We start from the raw sequence: 16,825 nt of genomic DNA, 5'->3' as shown, positions 1-16,825 counted from the left end.
GCCTCGAACCCCTCGATATGGCTGGCGCCATAGGAATTTGGCGCGTTCACGAGATGAGCGCCCCGCCGCCGAAGCTGAAGAAGCTGAGGAAGAAGCTCGACGCCGCAAACGCGATCGACAGGCCGAAGATGATCTGGATGAGGCGCCGGAACCCGCCTGCCGTCTCGCCGAACGCGAGCGTCAAACCGGTGACGATGATGATGATCACCGCGACGATCTTGGCGACAGGACCCTGGACCGATTCGAGGACCTGCTGAAGCGGTTCCTCCCACGGCATGCCCGAGCCGGCGGCCTGCGCGGTGGCGGCGAGCGCAAGCCCGAGGCCGATGGCGGCGCCGGTGAGGAAGATGCTCCGACGATCGGGAATACGGGCAGGAATACGGGACAAGCGCATGGTCATTCTCCTTGGGGTTCGAGGGCGTGGTCGGGAGTAAGGTCGAGGACGGCGTAGCCGCCGTCGGGATCGAGGCCGGCGACGCGCGCGATCGTGTCGACGCGGCGCGCGAGGCCGCGCCCGGCGATGAACACGATCATGTCGATGGCGTCGGCGATCAGCCGGCGCGGAACGGTGACGACGCTTTCCTGCACGAGCTGCTCGAGCCGGTAGAGCGCCGACACTGCCGAATTGGCGTGGACGGTTGCGATGCCGCCCGGATGCCCGGTGTTCCAGGCTTTGAGCATGTCGAGCGCTTCGCGCCCGCGCACCTCGCCAACGACGATGCGATCGGGGCGGAGCCGCAATGTCGAGCGGACAAGATCAGCCATCGTGACGCCGCCGGCTCCGGCAGTGCCAATCGTACGCGTGCGCAGCCCCACCACGTCGGGCGCGGCGCATTGCAACTCACGCGTGTCTTCAATGATGATGACGCGTTCGTCGAGGTGCGCCATCTCGGCGAGCAGCGCGTTGGCAAGCGTCGTCTTGCCCGAACTGGTGCCACCCGCGACCAGGATGTTCTTGCGCTCGACCACGGCCATCGACAGCAGTCGCGCCGTGTCGGCGGGCATGATGCCGTCCCGCACATAGTCGAGCAAAGTGTAGATGCGCGCCGCGGGCTTGCGGATCGAGAAGCACGGCGCGAGGCTGACCGGCGGCAGGATACCCTCGAACCGCTCGCCCGCGCCTTCGCCGTGCGGTGGCAGCTCGGCTGACACGATCGGCGCATTGCCATGAACCTCTGTCCGTGCGTGGCTGGCAACCAGGCGGATGATCCGCTCGACCTGCGCGGGCTCATATTTGGTGCCGGTATCGATCCGGCCTTCGCCGAGTCGATCAAGGCGCAACACGCCGTCCGGGTTCACCATGATCTCGATGACCACCGGATCGGCCAGCGCTGCGGCGATGGTCGGCCCCATCGCGGTGCGCAGCATCGCGCGCCGACGCCCTGCGGAATTATCGGAGCCGAAAAGCGTGTCGCTCATCGCCCACCTCCATTGTCTTTCGCGGAGGCAGCAAGCGTGCGCTGGCCGCTGGCGAGCGCTTCGCCGACGCGGGCAATGAACGCCTCGAAGCGGTCTCGGCCGATCGCACGCGCCGCTTCGTCGGCTTCGGCCAAAGGGGCCTGCACCATCAGTTCATAGCGGATGAACAGCGCCAGGCTCTCGAGCAGCACATGCCCGTCACGCTCGACACGCCCCAGCGCGAGCGACATGCGATCGAGCCGCTGGCTGAACTTGTTCTCCAGCTCGCTCGCCGCCTGCCGGTTGAGCCAGGCGGTGAGCGCGTCGGTGAGGATCGCCGATTTGGACGCGCCGGGCTGGCTCGCCAGCGCCTCGAAGCGGTGGCTCAGATCTTCGGGCAGGAAGAGCTGGTAGCGGACGCGGTTGGGTTTGATCGCGGCCATTGTCAGAAGTCCGGCAGCATGTCGGCGCTGCGACCCTGATTGATCGCGTGAGCGCGGATCAGCGTGCCGGTGGCGCCGGCGCGGTCCATCGCGTGCTTGTCGGCGATCGTGTCGGTGTCGTCGCTGTCCAGGCCGAGCAGGTCGAGCTGCTTTGGCGGCTCGGGTTTTTTGGCGGGTTCTTCGCCGAGGCCGGGGTGGCGCTGCTGTTGCAAGCCGCCGTCCTCATCCGCCTTCGCATCGTCATCGGGCTTGCCGAGCCGGGTATCGGGCGCGCGGACCAGTCCGCTCCAGTCGTTGGGGCGTGCCTGCGGCCGGTCGGGATAGTCTCCGGGCGCGGGCTGCGGCGGCGGTGCGATCCGCTCGCGGAAATTGCGGTCCTCGTAATAGCGCAGCTTCCTCGCGCGGATCGGGGCCATGCCGGAGACAAGGACAAGCTCATCCTTGGGCGGGAGCTGCATCACCTCGCCGGTGGTCAGGAGTGGCCGGGCGGTCTCCTGCCGGCTGACCATGACGTGCGCCAGCCAGGGCGCGAGCCGGTGGCCGGCATAGTTGCGCATCGCGCGCTGTTCGGTGGCGATGCCGAGCGCGTCCGAAATCCGCCGCGCCGTGCGCTCGTCGTTGGTCGCAAACGCGACGCGGACATGGCAGTTGTCGAGGATCGAGTTGTGCTCGCCATAAGCCTTCTCGATCTGGTTCAAGGACTGCGCGATCAGGAAGGCGCGCACTCCATAGCCCGCGAGAAAGGCAAGACTGGTCTCGAAGAAGTCGAGCCGCCCCAATGCCGGGAACTCGTCGAGCATCATCAGGAGCTTGTGCTTGCCCGCCCTGGCGGGATCGGCATCGAGCTTTTCGGTGAGGCGGCGGCCGATCTGGTTGAGCACCAACCGCACCAGCGGCTTGGTGCGGCTGATGTCCGATGGCGGGATGACAAGGTAGAGCGAGACCGGATGGCCGGCCTCGACGAGATCGGCGATCCGCCAGTCGCAGCGCGATGTCACCGCGGCGACGGTCGGGTCGCGATAGAGCCCGAGAAACGACATTGCGGTGGAGAGGACGCCGCTGCGCTCGTTCTCGCTCTTGTTGAGCACCTCGCGCGCCGCCGAGGCGACGACGGGATGGATCTGCGGCGCATCCTTCGTGCCGAGGTGATTGGTGGTCATCATCCGCCGGAGCGTGGCGGTGAACGGCCGCTGCGGGTCCGACAGGAATGTGGCTACCCGTGCGAGCGTCTTTTCTTCCTCCGCATAAAGGACGTGGAGGATCGCGCCGACCAGGAGCGAATGGGAGGTTTTCTCCCAGTGGTTGCGCCGTTCGAGCGCGCCTTCGGGATCGACCAGGATGTCGGCGATGTTCTGGACGTCGCGGACCTCATGCTCGCCGCGCCGGACCTCCAGCAGCGGGTTGTATTTGGCGGAAGCGGGATCGGTCGGATTGAACAGCAGGACGTGGGAGAAGCGCGCGCGCCAGCCGGCGGTGAGCTGCCAGTTCTCGCCCTTGATGTCGTGAACCACGGCGCTGCCGGTCCAGCCAAGCAGTGTCGGTATGACCAGCCCGACGCCCTTGCCCGAACGGGTTGGCGCGAACGCCATGATATGTTCGGGGCCGTCATGCCGGAGATAGCGGCCGCGCGAGCGGCCCAGGAATACGCCGGCATCACCGTAAAGGCCGGCCCGCTCGATCTCGTTCGGCCTGGCCCAGCGCGCCGAACCATAGGTGGTGACGTGACGCGACTGCCGCGCGCGCCAGAGCGAGCCTGCGATCGCCGCGCCGCAGCCGATGAAACCGCTCGCGCCGGCGAGCGCGCCGGCCTTGTCGAAAACATGCGGCGCATAGGCATCGTAGTGATACCACCAGGGGAAGAGCGCCCAGGGACGATAGACCGGCGTGCTTCCAGCCATGAACCAGGCCGGACCAAGTTCGGGCTGGTAGGCGAGCATCGCCGCCGCCCATTGGGTCGCCGCCCAGAGGCCCGCGATCACGATTGCGAACACGACAAGGATCTGGCCGATGAGCAATTTGGTCGGGGTCACGTTGAAGCTCCCGCCCATACCGCCGGATGCGGTCGGGGCGCGGCTTCAAGACTCGGCTATGGGCCGCCCGAAATGAACGGAGCCGCTGGGGGCTGGTGGGTGACCGAAGGAGATCACTCGTCGGCGACTGACTCAATATTCCAGCTCTGTTCTTTTGATCGAGCTATGACCCGAGTTGATGATTCTGCCCTGTCGTTGTCCCTCGAGGTGGCACTGACCACCACACCGCACCGCCGATGACCCGCTACACCCTGCAAAAATCCGAGCTGCAAATTCGGGCTTGCGTGTCGGATTATCAGACATTATATCGCATTTAATGTAGTGAAATCGTGCGAGGCATGCATGGCGACAATCGCTCCTCCGCAGCCCGCGGCAACCGCGTTTCCCAAAGCCGACGCCATTAGGGCGTTGGTCGACGAACTGCTGCAAGTGGCCAGGGCTGAGGCACAGGTGCGCGGAATTGCCCTGCCTCCGGAAAACCCGAAGATCATCCAGGCGCCCGTGCCACTCGACTCCTTGTCCGTGGTCGACACGCTTTGCGCGGTGGAGCAGGTCCTCGACATCGAGCTTCGCGACAGCATCGTCCGCACCGGCGGCTACAATTCGATCGAGAAGGCGATTGACGACCTCCTCCCTAAGATCGAACGCGTCTGGGTTAAGAAGAAAGGGTCGAAGCCATGACCAATCTCGCACTCCGCCAGGAAGGCGACGAGCAGGAGCGGCGGCGCTTGGGCGACCGTCTGCGCGAAGCACGGAAATATCTCGGCCTCAAGCAGGAAGAAGTTGCTGCCTATCTCAAGATTCCCCGGACCGCGCTTACCGATATCGAGAATGGCCAGCGCCGCGTTGAAGCGATCGAACTGACGCGGCTTGCCCGTCTTTACCGCCAGTCGGTGGCCTATTTTACCGGCGAAGACGAGGCCTCCGCGAGCCTTCCCGCCGATGTCGCCCATCTGGCGCGACGCGTTGCGGCCTTGTCGACTGAGGACCGGGCCGAGCTGAGCCGGTTTGCCGAATATCTCCGCTCGCGGTCTGGCGGCGAACGGAGCTGATCGATGGCGTCGGATTATGCGAGCGCGGTTCGCGCTGGTACGATGGCAGCGGGCCGCCTGCATCGCGAACTCGATACGCGCGCACTGATCGAGACCCAAGGCGGCAGCGTCGATGTCTTCGGCGCGATCCATGCCGTGGGTCTACCCTTGCTGCTTCGTCCTCTGAAAGGCCTGCTCGGCGCCTATCTCAGCGCACCTGCTCCTGGCGTTCTCGTCACGACGGAACGACCGATGAGCATCCAGCGCTTCACGGCCGCGCACGAACTCGGGCATTTTTCGATGCGACACGAGCCGAGCCTCGACGATGAGAGCATCCTGCGCCGGATGCCGATGTCGCCCGAACCGGGAAACAACTTCGAGGAAACCGAAGCCGACGCCTTTGCGATCGCCTTCATGATGCCGAAATGGCTGGTGCTCGCGCACAGCGCGCGACAAGGATGGCAGATCGATCATTTCCGGCGCCCCAATGTCGTCTATCAGCTCTCGCTGCGGATCGGCGCCAGCTATGAGGCGACGTGCCGCACCCTGGTTCGCTACAATCTGATTTCGCCATCGGTGATGACCGACCTGCTCCGGACGCAGCCGCGCAGCCTGAAGGTCGATCTCCTCAAGGACTATCGGCCCGACAACTATCGCGGCGACGTCTGGCTGCTGACCGAGCGCGATGCCGGCTCGCGGATCGATGGCAGTCGCAATGATCTTTTCGTGCTGCAGCTCGAAGAACATAGCGGCGGTGGGTATCTCTGGGATCTCGACCAACTGATCGCCAGCGGCTTCGCCGTCGTTCGAGACGAGCGTGAGGCAATCGACGGCGATGGCATCGGTGGTCCCGTTGTCCGCCGTGTCACCGCGGCGCCCGATGCGCCGCGGCGCGGCCGCATGTCGCTCGACGAGCGGCGGCCGTGGCAGCCTGCGCCGGCCCTCACCAGCCTGACGCTCGATTTCGACCTCACCGGCCCGGAACAGACGGGCCTGTCGCGCGCCGAACGGCGGCACCTGCTCGAGGCCGCCTGACGCCCCATGATCGATATCGTCCGTGACCTTCGGCCGCTGTTCGGGCCTGCGCGCGATCAAGGCGCGCGGCCGACATGCCTCGCATTCGCCGCGAGCGACACCCACGCCGGGCTTCGCGACGGCTGGGCACCGCTGTCGTGTGAATTCGCCTTTTATGCCGCGCAGAAACGGGCGGGCAGACCGCCGACGAGCGGCGCACTGCTATCCACAATGCTGGACGCGCTACGGCTCGATGGCCAACCCGACGAGAAAGGCTGGCCGTATCTGGCAGCGGTTCCAGCCGATCATCGACTGTGGACGCCGCCGGCGACCGTTGGCCCGCTCTATGGCCGCAACGGACAGAGGGATGGAACCGACCTGTCATCCATCCTTGCCGCGCTGGATCGTGACACGCCGGTGCTCATGCTGACGATGCTGTCACGGTCTTTCTTCCAGCCGCGCGGTGATGGCGTCGTCGATCCGGCGAACGACGAACTCCCCGAGCCAGCGCAACGGCACGCGGTCGTCGCGGTCGGGCATGGAACCGTGGACGGCACCCCGGCCATTCTCATCCGCAACAGCTGGGGACCAGGTTGGGGCTTGGAAGGCCACGCCTGGCTTACTGAGCGCTTTCTAGCGCCGCGCCTTTTCGCCACGGCAAATTTGACGGAGGAAGTCGATGTATCTTCCCATACCGCCGCAGCCTGACTGCGTTGCTGGCTGGCGCGAGGCGGTCCGGCTCGTCGACCTCGCCACCGGACACCAGGCGCAGAATGTCGTCATCTCCGTGGCCGAGCCGACTGCGCGCGCAACACTCGCCGATCCCGTCGTGGCGGAAGTCGATGCCTTCCTTTCGGGCCATGGCAAGAAGCCCATCGAGACGGTCGCCAACACGATTTTTCCGGCAGCGCTGTACAGGCGCTACGGCGCGCCGCAATTCTTCGACCGGTTTCGCGACAACGTGCTGCCGAAGGTCCGGAGGTCGGGCGCTTGGTCGGGCTATTATTTCGAACGGATGATGGAATTGCCCCGCGCCGACGGCCAGCCAATCAATCAAATCTGGGGCATCGTCGAGCGCCTGCGCAACCCGAACGTCCGAGCGCTCAACAAATTCGAACTGCTGATCTTCGACCCCGCCCGCGACGTGAATGACTCGCCCTACGGCGGTCAGTGCCTGAGCTTTGCCAGTCTCAAGCTGATCGGCAAGGGCGACGATCGTCGCCTCGGCATGACCGCGCTCTACCGCAATCACTACTATATCGAAAAACTGCTCGGCAATCTGATCGGCCTCGGCCGTCTGCTCGAATTCATCGCCAAGGAAGGCGGGGTCGCGCTGGGTCCGCTCACGATCGTCTCGACCAACGCCACGGTCGACACCGCCAACTGGAACCGCGGCGATCTTAAGCAACTCTTTGAACGCTGCGATCAGGCGAGCGCACATCTCCGTGCTGCGGCGTGAGGCGCGCCCAACGGCAGTTCTAGCGGCTCATCGTTGTCATCCGCGACACCGTACAGGCTGAACATGCCCTCGATGAACTCGCGCTGCCCGCCGTAGCTCGGATGGCGGACCGCGGTGGTCGGAATGTCGAGACCGTCCAGCGCCAGGTGAGCGTCGCGCCCGATCGCGACGATCTGGCGGGGCCGGATCATTGACACGAGGGCTTGCAATATCGGCCAGGTCGCCTCGCGCTCGCTTCGCGTGTGGCATCGGTTCGACATCGGATCATCCGCTTCATGGGGATGGAACGGGAAAACGTTCCAGAGCATGACAGGCTGACCGATCCGCTCTAGCACACGCCAGACGATCGCCGCGGTGCGCTCCGCCACGGCGGGTCCCTGCGTCGCACGTTCAAATGCGATGCCGCCCATCAGCGTGCCGGCATGTCCGAGGTGAATTTCGTCGGTCAGCGGTACGCCCGTACGCCGCCCCCCGCGATAGCCGAGATCACGCGCGATCCAGATCGTTTCGACGCGATGATCAAGCGCCGCGGTGAGCAGCATTTCGAGATTGTCGCGGCGCCGGGCGGCGGCGTCGCTGCGGTCATGGACCGTGCAGCGATCGCGCCAGGGATTGAACACTGAGGGAAGTTCGGTCGCCGCCAGGGTGGACACAAAGGATTTCGGGGTCATGACGGCAATTCCTTGATACGCAGGCGGCGATTGGCGAAGTCGATCAGGACGCGGCCGCGCCGATGCTCCTGAAGGAAGCGGAAAGCCGTATAGCCCTGGAGGATCGCTTCCTCCCAAAGCCACAGCGGACAGCGTTCTGATTCGTAGCCGGCGACGAACTGGCGGACATGCTTCAGCATGTCCAGCGGAAGGCCACCGCGCTTCACGTTTTCAAAGTACCGGAGTTGCTGCGCTTGTCCGAAAATCCAGGAAGTTATGCCCTCTTCGATGAGAATCGCCCGAGCACCGTCTTCGGCGTCGTCGAGTTTCGGATCGCTCTTGCGCTTGAGACGGAGCAGCGCACGCAGCACTGGCGACCAGCCAAGCACCGCGACATAAGCGTAGTGAAAGACATCGTGGAAACGATAGTCGTCGGGTTCGAGCGCGTTGTCGGTGAGCCGGTCGCCGACATACACACCGCTTGAGCGTTGATACACGAATGTCTGCCCGCGAACGGTGCGTTCATAGACGTCGATCGCCATCCGCCGCGGCAATTGCTCTTCTGGGTCGAGCGCCGCATCGGTCGGCGCCGGATAGATGCGCTCGCGCGGCCAGCGATCGAAGATCTTGTGAAGATTCTTCACGGCGGCAGCCTCGATGGTAACACCGGATTCGTTTGCCGCCTGGATCAACCGGCGCATGACCGCGACCAGCCGGCCCGCGAGTGCTTCGCGGTCCTTCGCAAGACCGCCCGCCTGGAAATCGTTGATGAGCAGCCCAACGTCGCCTGCCAGCGCGAGCAGGCTATGCTCGAACTGCGGCATCGGTGCCTTGGCAAGCGGAATGTGCTGCGGCTGCAGCGCATGGAAACTGAGCGTTTCGTTGCCGCCCGTCTGCCATTGTCCGCCGTTTGTCGCCGCGGCGGCAGCGATGTCGCTGAGCGCCATGCGGCTGCGCCGTGCGATCGCCGCCAGATACCAAAGGACGTCACCAAGCTCTTCCGCGACGGCGTGAGCGTAACCCAGGTAGGAGGCATCGTCGCGCTGCTTTTTCTTGGCCTCACTGAGCAAGCTGCCGACTTCGCCGAAAAGGCCAAGCATCGAGAAGCCCAGTGCGCGGCCACCGCTGCGTTGATCAGTCCGCGCGGCCTGCTTCGCATAATCCGCAACAGTGAGAGCTTCGAAATCCTCGCTCATCGCCTGCCCTTCCGGCGATCCGATATCGCGTCTGCGGGGACGCTCACGCCATAGGCTTCAAGTGCCCGCAGTACGATCATCCGGATCGGCTCGCGGGAATCGAGCGACCGTTGACCGAGATCGCGTTTCGTAACGGCAGGAATCTGCACCTGAAGATGCTCGTCGCCGACATCGGTTTGCGCTGCGATATTTTTCATGAATCCATGAAAACATAATTTCATGAAAATAGAAAGCCCGAATCCTCCGGATCAGGAGACGCTCGGCCCGCTGCGCTGCCGCCCGAGTGTCCAGTTGATCCCGCCGTCGCGCATGATGCCCGAGACCGATTTACCGACATGGCGATCGAGAACAGAGCGCCACGGCACCAGCGTGAAATCGCGCGACCGTTCGATGAGCGCATGGCGACCACTCGTCATCTCGACTGCGCGCACGAGCCTGCCTTGAACAGCCTCCCCCTCTCTGGCCTCGGCGAACGGAACGCCTAACTTGTCGGAGAGCTGGCGGGCGACACGCAGCAATTCTCGCCGCTGGAGCGCGGCGAGCATCCCTCGCCGATAGACCGTCTGCCCATCCTGTTCGTCTGCAAGCTGTTCGGTGATCAGCCATTGCCGTCGCATCGCCTGCGCTGAACGAACCTCGTGCCCGAACCCAGCATCGCGCACTGGCACCGGCGCTTCGGCGACCAGCTCGCGATCGAGCCAGGTCGCGGCATCGGTTCCCGGTAATTTGTCGAGCGGGATCGCCGACAGGGTTTCAATGGCAACGGGGTGGTCGCGGAACTGCATGGCTTCGAACCTCTCGACCCTGGCGAGATGGTCCGGCGCGATGATCCAGCTTCCGTCGGGCTCGCGCTCGACGACGCCCGAGATTTTTCGCATCGCTTCAAGCCGCCGGACATGCGTTTCGGCGAAGCGTTCGCTGGCGGTCGGATCGTGCTTCAGATGGGCGTCGATCGAATAGCGCCCGCCGTTCGCCGCCGCGATCTCGTCGATCGTCCGATCGACGGCGCGAATGCCGCCCTCGCGTGGCGCGATCCGGACGATGGCATTTTCGGGGATCGTGTCGACCAGCTCGCCCTTGCCGATCTCGGCATAATGGGTGCGCCCGTCGATGCCGTCGACCAGCAGATAATGACGGTCTTCATGTTCGTCGGCGAGCCCGCGCATCACGACGCGGCCGATGATCGGCGTCGCCTCCTTCGCGACCGGGTCGTAGATGACGCGATCGACCGCAGCACGATCGAGCTTCCGCGCGGTCAGCTCGCGCTGCATGGTGCGGATGATGTCGCCGCGCTCGCCGATCTGGCGCAGTGTGTTCGCAAGGTCGGGCTCAAGCCGCCAGGTGCCGTTGCCGACATGCGAGGCGAGTCCCATGCGCCCGAGTTTCTGCAGGCGACCGACGCGAAGCGATTGCTGGAAGGGATCGCCATCGCTCGCGCTGACCAGCCGCGCGGTATCCATGTCGCGGATCAGCCGTCTGTCGATCGCGGTCAGCCGCTCGGCACCCGTATCGCTGCGAAGCCGCTCTTCGATTTCAAGGTCGGTGCGCGGCCCCAGGTCGAGGTTGACGATCTCGATCGCCCGCTGCCGGCTCCCGTGCGAGATATACTCGCGCGCGATCAGCAGATTCTCACCCCGATCGTTTACGCCGCGCACCACGATATGCGTGTGCGGATGGCCGGTATTGAAATGGTCGACCGCCACCCAATCGAGCTTTGTCCCAAGATCCTGCTCCATCTGCGTCATCAGCCGGCGCACGAACGGCTTCAAGTCGGGATACTGGTCGGCGTCCTCGGCCGACACGATGAACCGGAACTGGCGGCGGTCGCCGTCACACCGTTCGAGGAACGCCTTGCCATCGGCGACGTCGCTGTCGGGCGAGTAGAGCGCACCAGCCTCGCCCTCACGGGTCACGCCGTCGCGCTGAATATAGCGAAGGTGCGCCTTCGCACCGCCCATGCCTTTCCCGCCAAGGCCGACAGGCCGTATCTTGACGATCACGCGGCGCGACCGGAACGCGCCCAATCGGTCGCGCGATCTGAGCACCCGCGCAACACTCGCGCCGCGCCCGATCCGGCTGCCGTCGAAACGGCCGCGCCTGCCCGTTTTCATGCCGGCCCGCTTTGCCGCTTTCACGACGCGGCTCAGGTAGCGCTGCTCCTTGCCCCGGCCGCGCATCCGGCCCAGCTGCGGTTCGAACTCATCATCGCGCATAGCGGCGTCCTTCCATGCCGGAATGACGCTCCCCGCCGATAAGAATGGCGCGTCCTCGCCAGAGCGCAAGGAGTCTCGCGATTGGGATCGGAAAAGCCCAGAAAACCGCCACTCCTGGTAACCCTGTCTCGCACTCAAAGGGCGAGTCTCGCAAAAGCCTTCAAAAAACGATGTGCAGACAAACACTTACAAAATCGCGAGATTTTGCCTCTATCTTGCCATCGAGCCCGACTGCCACCTGCCGCCCCAGACGCCCGCTTTGCCTTCCCGCCTTCCCGATCAAAAAAGGGGAGCGGCGCCATGCGGCACCACTCCCGCGAACCTGCCCCTTCAACAGCGCATCGCCTTATTGCCAGCCTGCCTGTTCGGCCTGACGCAGCGCCCGATTGCACCGCTTCAGCCTCTTCTCAGCGGCCCTTAATTCGGCTTCGATCTGCCGCCGTTCTCCCGCGTCATCGCACCATGAAAGCTCCGCGCGAAGCTCCTCGATCTGTTGTTCAACCGACATCTCATCCTCCTGATACAAGCGAAAGATGAGCCATCGCCCGGCGGGGAGCGGGCGGGGTCAACCACCGCGCAGCGGCCGCGAAGCGGGCGACGGGGGAGCCGATTTTCTCGTCGCCGGAGTGGAGCGAAGCGGAACGCAGGTGGCGTGAAAATTGGGGGAACCGTCGATGGTTGAGGCGGTCCGTTCGCCGCCGGATACTCGGTGCTTGCTGAGCGGATTTCTTCCTCTCTGCAGGCCCGCAAGCGCGTTCCGGTGCAGGAAAAGGCCCACGCCAAGCCCTCAAGGCATGAGGAAAGCCCCGCGCCGGGTGACCGGCGCGGGGCCGATCCGGCTCAGTCGCCGGGGTTCCAGATAACGGCGAACGCGTCGTCGTCGTCCTGCCCGGCGGCGCGGCCGAGATTGGCGTAGAGGGTGCGGCCGCCAAGTTCGGGGGCCGACATGGCGAGGCGGACATATTCGCGCTGGCTCACCTCGCCGGTGCGGATCCAGCCGCCGCCCAGTTCGACGCCGTTCGACAGCACGCGGTAGTCGGGCTGGTCCCCGGTCTTACTGCGGTTGGGGATGATGGCGATCTCGGCATTGACCGAAAGCGTCTTCAAGGCGCCCCGGAACGAACCGTCGTTCTGGCGCTGGACATGACCGATTGAGGGCATTTCTCGTCTCCTTGCACATTCGCCCGACCCGATGCCGGGCGATGGGCGGACCGAAGGGACGGCCCTTGAGCGCGCTGCGAACCGCAGGCCGAAGCGAAGCGGAGGACCGGAAGCGCGGGGCTGATTTGGAGCGAAGCGGCCGCGAGGAGCGCCGCCAAAGCGGCGCGGGGAAATCAGTTCCGCGCGATGGTTTCGCGAGGCGCGCGGCCGTCCCAGGTCATGCGCCCAAGGAGCCGGCGACGGGTTGGTGAGACACGAAAGGACGAGATGCGCGCGCGGACAGGAAGCCCAGTCCGGCGTCTTTCCGGGAAGCCATGATTGCTTTCGCGGCCACGAGGCCGCGGCTATAGCCTCACGGCGATGAACGAAGGAACGACGATTGCGGGGCAGATCGAACGGCTGATCGTGCGGCTGGACGGCGCGGCGGTGTGCGATGCCTGCGTGACTGACCGGCTCAACCTGTCGGTTACCGCACAGGCCAATGTCGTCACCTGCGCGCTCGGCGGCACGCGCGGATTCGAGCGGCAGAAGGACGAATGCACGTTATGCGGAAGCGCCCGGACGGTGATCCGCCGCACCGCCCGGTAGGTCAGGCGGCAGGGGTTTTCGGCACGCGAGCGCGCAGTGCGGCGCGATTTGGGCTAGTTGCCGTCGCCCGCGAGCGCGCGCGACAGCGCCTCGTTGGTCGCGTCGATCTCGATGCGGTCTGCGAAAATCGCGCACCAGCCGCCACCGAACTCCCCGATGCGGGGCTTGGAACAGGTCATGGCCCATTCAAAGCCGATCGGCCCCTTGGCGAGCGTTTCGGGGCAACATCGCTGGATCACCACCGCGATGGCAGCGGCATCGAAATCGTCCATGCTGGCGAAACACACGATCCGCGCGGATGGATCGTCGGGGCAGGTTTCAGCGATGAAATCGGCTCCGATGGTGGGAAATTCGGGATCGTTGAACGCCTCGCGAAACCCGCTCCACCGCGCGTTCGCATCGTCCGGCGGAAAGGCTGCGAGCAGCGCCGCGCTCGGCGGATCGGGCGCGTCGTCATTCGCTAGCGCGTAGCCAGCGTTTGCGACTTCCTCGATCAGCGCGCACTCGGCGGCGGTGCAGCGAAAGGCGAAGCTGCCCTGAATCCAGATGTCAGCCATTGCTCGCCTCCTCCCGTTCGGGCGTGATGACAAGCGGGGGCACCGCGAAGTCGGCCGCATCGAAATGCGCGATGATCGCCGCATAGCTGCCGCGTAGCTTTGCGGTTCGCCGCTGCCGGTGAACACGGTGCGTTCCGCACCCCACTGGCAGGCATAGGCGCCCGACCAGCGCGCGAAGAAAAGCCCATGCGCGATGCAGAAGGCTTCGAGTCCCTCGAACCGCCCCCAGGCGACCTCGTGCGCCATGAGCGCCAAGGGCTCGCCCTCGGGCAGATCGCCGAGCGCGAAGGGTTCGCCGTCCCATTCGGTGGACAGCCCTTCGTTCGCGATGGCCTCGGCGAAGGCGGGAAGCTGGCTGGCGGGGAGCGTCCCGCCGATGGTGATGGATGCCGAAACACGGTCGGCCATGACAAGTCTCCTGTCTGAAATCCGCGCCGCGAGGGCCGCTTGCGGCCGAGCGGCGCGGCGATTTTATGGGGGACGGAACGGGCGGCGGGTGCGCCGCCGCCCGTCCAGTTTCATGCGGCTTCGCGCTCGGGCTGTTCCTGCGGCTCGGCCTTGGCAGGGGCCGGAAGCGCAATCACCGCGCCGGGGCCGGTCGGTTCCGGCTCGCGGTCGGGGCGCGCCGCGAGCACCTTGGCATGAGCCGCGACGGTGCCGACGCCGCCGCGCGCCGTATAGGTAGCGGGCGGGAACGCCATCCATTTCGGCACCCAACCCTCGACCTTGGGCCGCCCGTTCGCACCCTCCAGATGGTCGCGGACGATGCGCTTCAAGACCTTGCCCGGTTCCTTCGCATTGGCGGCGGCGACAGGTTCGCCCGCCACCTCGGCGACGATGCGGGTCAGCACCTCCTTGTCGCGGACACACTCGAAAAAGGCGTCGTCGGCCTGCCAGTAGCGGGCCATATCGACGCCGATCTCGCCGCCGACCGCCTCGATGGCGGCGCTGCCGCTGGCGAGCGTTTCGCCCATGACGATGACGATCACGTCCATTACGGCGCGGTCGGGCACGTCGAGCAAGCGCAGGAACACGCCGACCAGTCCGAAGTCGTCGCCGTTGCCGCCTGTGACGGTCGGTTCCTCGGGCGAGAAGCCGAGAAGGTCCAATACGGCGCGGCGCTTCGCGTCGAAGTCGGTTTCCGCGCGGCAAGTTTCGACGCTTTCGCGCACATCGTCGTTGCGCGCGGTCTGCGGCTCGGGCTTGACCGTCCACAGTGGCGACCCGACGATGACATGGGCGACCATCAAGCGCAGCGCGACCTTGGGATGACGGGTCAGCGAGGCGCGGACAGCGGCATGACGGTGCAGGTTGATATAGGTCTGCATCGTGCTCGTCACTTCGGGGCGCGGCACTTTGGGGCCGGTTTCGATTGCCTCGCCGCGTTCGAGCCGCTTGGCCTCCTTGCTCGTCACATAGCCTTCGTGGACCTCGACCTCGCCGCTTTCGCGCACATCTATATACACGCGCCCGCCCTTGCGCTTGGGTGCCTTGGCGAACTCATAGCGGTAGAAATATTCGCCGGGCGGGACGATCACCACGTCGAACCATCCGGCATCCAGATAGTCCTCCTTGCGCGCGTCGATTACGGCGTTCTGCGCGGTCCAGAACGCGTCGGCATCTGCAAAATAGCGGTCTTCGCCGAACAGATCGGCGACGATCGCAAGGCCGCTCGCATCGACGTCGAACAGGGCATGTTCGACCTTGATCGACTGCCCGCCGAACAGCCATGCCTTCAATTGCTGGCCGGTCGGGCAATAGGCGTCGTCATCGTCGTAGAGCGCCAGCCATGCCTTCTGCTGCTGCTTGCTCGCCAGCGTCAGATGCCGGACGGTCGCCGCGTTGATCTTCTCCTTGCGGTAAAGATCGCGGATGCGCGGAAGCAGGTTGCCGAGCGCTAGGATACGCTTCACGCCAAGCTCGGGAATGCCGAACGTCGCGGAGATATCCGCAATGTCGCGGCCCTCCTTGACCAGCCGTGCGAAGGTTTCCCATCGCGTCACCTCGTCGGGATCGAGCCGGGTGTTCTCGAGAAGCGATGCCTCGATGGCGTCGGCGTCGTCCCCGGCGTCGAGGATGGCGACGGGAAGCGGGCCGTGGTCGATGCCCTCGACAAGCGCGATGGCGTTCGCCGTCCAGCGCCGCCGCCCGGCGACGATTTCGTGGACGCCATTATCGTTGCCCGCCTGCGGGCGCACGATCAGCGGCACGATGACACCGCGCTTGCGGATCGAGGGCAGAATGTCGCCCACGTCCGGGGGCTTGGGTCCGTGCCGCATGTTCACCTTGGACGGAACCAGCTTGCTATGGTCGATAAAGTCGAGTTTCATTGGTCTGCTCCTTCTGGAGCGCCGGTCCCGTTTGTCTTGCTGGATGGGCGGGACCGGCACTCAATGCGGCGAAACGCGCCGCGCGTCATCCGGCCCCTCGATCATCAAGAGGCGGCGGAAGCTCGTTGCCGTTCCGGCTATCGGTGATGCGGCGAAGTTCGGCTTCGGCCAGAACGATTGCACCCATGCGCCGCGCGGTATCGGACCATAGCGAAAGCGGGGCCAGCGGCTCGAAATGCTCGTCGCGCTCGATGAACAGGCCGAAGGGCAAGCGGACGCCCGCAATCTCGGTAAGCGAGAACACGCCCATTTCCGGGCATCCGAACCCCAAGTCGGCGAGGCCGAACAGCGTGTCTCCATCGTCGTAAAGCTCGGTGGCGATCCACGTCGCCGCGCCGACCGGATTGAAGAATTTGACCACCGGGAACGGGTCGAACCGTTCGTCGCGCTGCTCGTGGAGGCGGCTGGCGCGCGCATTCGCGCGCAGCGCCGAAAGGATCGCATGGGGGAGCGTAATCATGCCGCTTCCCTCCCTTCGTCCTGCGTCTCGGCGTAGCGGGCAAGCAGCCAATCGGCGGCCTTGCTCGCCTGACTGGCCGCGCGAAAGATCGCGCGATTGTCCTCGCGCAGCACGTCGAGCCATGATGCCAGATAATCGGCGTGACGAACGGTCGGCACGATGCCGAGCGCGGCGCAAAGGAAGGCCGATCCCATCTCGGCGACATATCCTGACAGTCCAGCCCCAATCTGACTTC

General features: G+C 65.2%; 20 protein-coding genes. 6 read left to right on the top strand and 14 right to left on the bottom strand.

Annotation, left to right across the window (positions count from 1 at the left end; genetic code table 11):
- Positions 1-46: 46 nt before the first annotated feature.
- From AX724_RS18825 to AX724_RS18810, 4 genes are read right to left on the bottom strand one after another with little or no spacing between them, the layout of a single operon-like run.
- A complete protein-coding gene (locus tag AX724_RS18825) occupies positions 47-400 on the bottom strand; it encodes a TrbC/VirB2 family protein (RefSeq protein ID WP_017499935.1) in 354 nt (117 codons plus the stop codon).
- Positions 397-1,419 carry a P-type conjugative transfer ATPase TrbB gene (gene trbB, locus AX724_RS18820; protein ID WP_017499936.1) on the bottom strand — a complete coding sequence of 341 codons (1,023 nt, stop codon included), beginning with the start codon at positions 1,417-1,419 and terminating at the stop codon, positions 397-399. Before trbB ends, AX724_RS18825 begins: the two co-directional genes overlap by 4 nt.
- Entirely contained in the window at positions 1,416-1,841 is a 426-nt protein-coding gene (locus AX724_RS18815) for a hypothetical protein (protein WP_017499937.1), read from the bottom strand. The genes trbB and AX724_RS18815 overlap by 4 nt, the downstream gene beginning before the upstream one ends.
- Positions 1,842-1,843: 2 nt before the next feature.
- Positions 1,844-3,871 carry a conjugal transfer protein TraG gene (locus AX724_RS18810; RefSeq protein WP_038292469.1) on the bottom strand — a complete coding sequence of 676 codons (2,028 nt, stop codon included), beginning with the start codon at positions 3,869-3,871 and terminating at the stop codon, positions 1,844-1,846.
- A gap of 342 nt (positions 3,872-4,213) precedes the next feature.
- Between AX724_RS18810 and AX724_RS18805 the strand changes: the two genes are divergently transcribed.
- From AX724_RS18805 to AX724_RS18785, 5 genes are read left to right on the top strand one after another with little or no spacing between them, the layout of a single operon-like run.
- Positions 4,214-4,552 (top strand): hypothetical protein, encoded by a 339-nt coding sequence (locus tag AX724_RS18805; protein ID WP_017499939.1) that lies wholly within the window; start codon positions 4,214-4,216, stop codon positions 4,550-4,552.
- Positions 4,549-4,923 carry a helix-turn-helix domain-containing protein gene (locus AX724_RS18800; protein ID WP_017499940.1) on the top strand — a complete coding sequence of 125 codons (375 nt, stop codon included), beginning with the start codon at positions 4,549-4,551 and terminating at the stop codon, positions 4,921-4,923. The genes AX724_RS18805 and AX724_RS18800 overlap by 4 nt, the downstream gene beginning before the upstream one ends.
- Before the next feature lie 3 nt (positions 4,924-4,926).
- A complete protein-coding gene (locus AX724_RS18795) occupies positions 4,927-5,937 on the top strand; it encodes an ImmA/IrrE family metallo-endopeptidase (protein ID WP_017499941.1) in 1,011 nt (336 codons plus the stop codon).
- Positions 5,938-5,943: 6 nt separating this feature from the next.
- Positions 5,944-6,624, top strand: a complete 681-nt coding sequence (locus tag AX724_RS18790; RefSeq protein WP_017499942.1) for a C1 family peptidase — start codon at positions 5,944-5,946, stop codon at positions 6,622-6,624.
- A complete protein-coding gene (locus AX724_RS18785) occupies positions 6,596-7,375 on the top strand; it encodes a hypothetical protein (protein ID WP_017499943.1) in 780 nt (259 codons plus the stop codon). Before AX724_RS18790 ends, AX724_RS18785 begins: the two co-directional genes overlap by 29 nt.
- Here AX724_RS18785 and AX724_RS18780 read toward each other — a convergent pair.
- The 6 genes from AX724_RS18780 to AX724_RS18760 all read right to left on the bottom strand — a co-directional run bounded on the left by AX724_RS18780 (position 7,342) and on the right by AX724_RS18760 (position 12,595).
- Entirely contained in the window at positions 7,342-8,046 is a 705-nt protein-coding gene (locus AX724_RS18780) for a uracil-DNA glycosylase (RefSeq protein WP_017499944.1), read from the bottom strand. The two genes, AX724_RS18785 and AX724_RS18780, sit on opposite strands and share 34 nt — an antisense overlap.
- Positions 8,043-9,221 (bottom strand): nucleoside triphosphate pyrophosphohydrolase family protein, encoded by a 1,179-nt coding sequence (locus AX724_RS18775; RefSeq protein ID WP_017499945.1) that lies wholly within the window; start codon positions 9,219-9,221, stop codon positions 8,043-8,045. The genes AX724_RS18780 and AX724_RS18775 overlap by 4 nt, the downstream gene beginning before the upstream one ends.
- Entirely contained in the window at positions 9,218-9,418 is a 201-nt protein-coding gene (locus tag AX724_RS18770) for a hypothetical protein (RefSeq protein ID WP_017499946.1), read from the bottom strand. The genes AX724_RS18775 and AX724_RS18770 overlap by 4 nt, the downstream gene beginning before the upstream one ends.
- A gap of 51 nt (positions 9,419-9,469) precedes the next feature.
- Complete coding sequence (gene rlxS, locus AX724_RS18765; protein ID WP_017499947.1) at positions 9,470-11,434, bottom strand: relaxase/mobilization nuclease RlxS; 1,965 nt, start codon at positions 11,432-11,434, stop codon at positions 9,470-9,472.
- A 346-nt stretch (positions 11,435-11,780) separates the two neighbouring features.
- Positions 11,781-11,942: a hypothetical protein gene (locus AX724_RS24235; protein ID WP_168196079.1), complete on the bottom strand. Its 162-nt coding sequence runs from the start codon at positions 11,940-11,942 to the stop codon at positions 11,781-11,783.
- 332 nt (positions 11,943-12,274) lie between these two features.
- Entirely contained in the window at positions 12,275-12,595 is a 321-nt protein-coding gene (locus AX724_RS18760) for a DUF736 domain-containing protein (RefSeq protein WP_017499949.1), read from the bottom strand.
- 360 nt (positions 12,596-12,955) lie between these two features.
- On the opposite strand from AX724_RS18760, the gene AX724_RS18755 reads away from it, so the two are divergent.
- A complete protein-coding gene (locus tag AX724_RS18755) occupies positions 12,956-13,183 on the top strand; it encodes a hypothetical protein (protein WP_017499950.1) in 228 nt (75 codons plus the stop codon).
- Positions 13,184-13,236: 53 nt separating this feature from the next.
- Here the strand turns inward: AX724_RS18755 and AX724_RS24595 are convergent, their stop codons facing one another.
- The 4 genes from AX724_RS24595 to AX724_RS18735 form a co-directional block, all read right to left on the bottom strand.
- Positions 13,237-14,148, bottom strand: a complete 912-nt coding sequence (locus AX724_RS24595) for a hypothetical protein (RefSeq protein ID WP_231736758.1) — start codon at positions 14,146-14,148, stop codon at positions 13,237-13,239.
- A gap of 110 nt (positions 14,149-14,258) precedes the next feature.
- Positions 14,259-16,070 (bottom strand): ParB/RepB/Spo0J family partition protein, encoded by a 1,812-nt coding sequence (locus AX724_RS18745; protein WP_017499953.1) that lies wholly within the window; start codon positions 16,068-16,070, stop codon positions 14,259-14,261.
- Between the two features lie 85 nt (positions 16,071-16,155).
- Entirely contained in the window at positions 16,156-16,590 is a 435-nt protein-coding gene (locus tag AX724_RS18740) for a DUF2958 domain-containing protein (RefSeq protein WP_017499954.1), read from the bottom strand.
- Positions 16,587-16,825: zincin-like metallopeptidase domain-containing protein (locus AX724_RS18735; protein ID WP_269454172.1), on the bottom strand; the 239-nt coding region annotated here is incomplete at its 5' end. The genes AX724_RS18740 and AX724_RS18735, both read right to left, overlap by 4 nt.

This window comes from Sphingobium sp. CCH11-B1 (assembly GCF_001556865.1).
Taxonomy (GTDB): Bacteria; Pseudomonadota; Alphaproteobacteria; order Sphingomonadales; family Sphingomonadaceae; genus Sphingobium.
The sequence above is the reverse complement of the archived record's forward strand: the minus strand, read 5'-3'. Positions and strand labels throughout refer to the sequence as shown.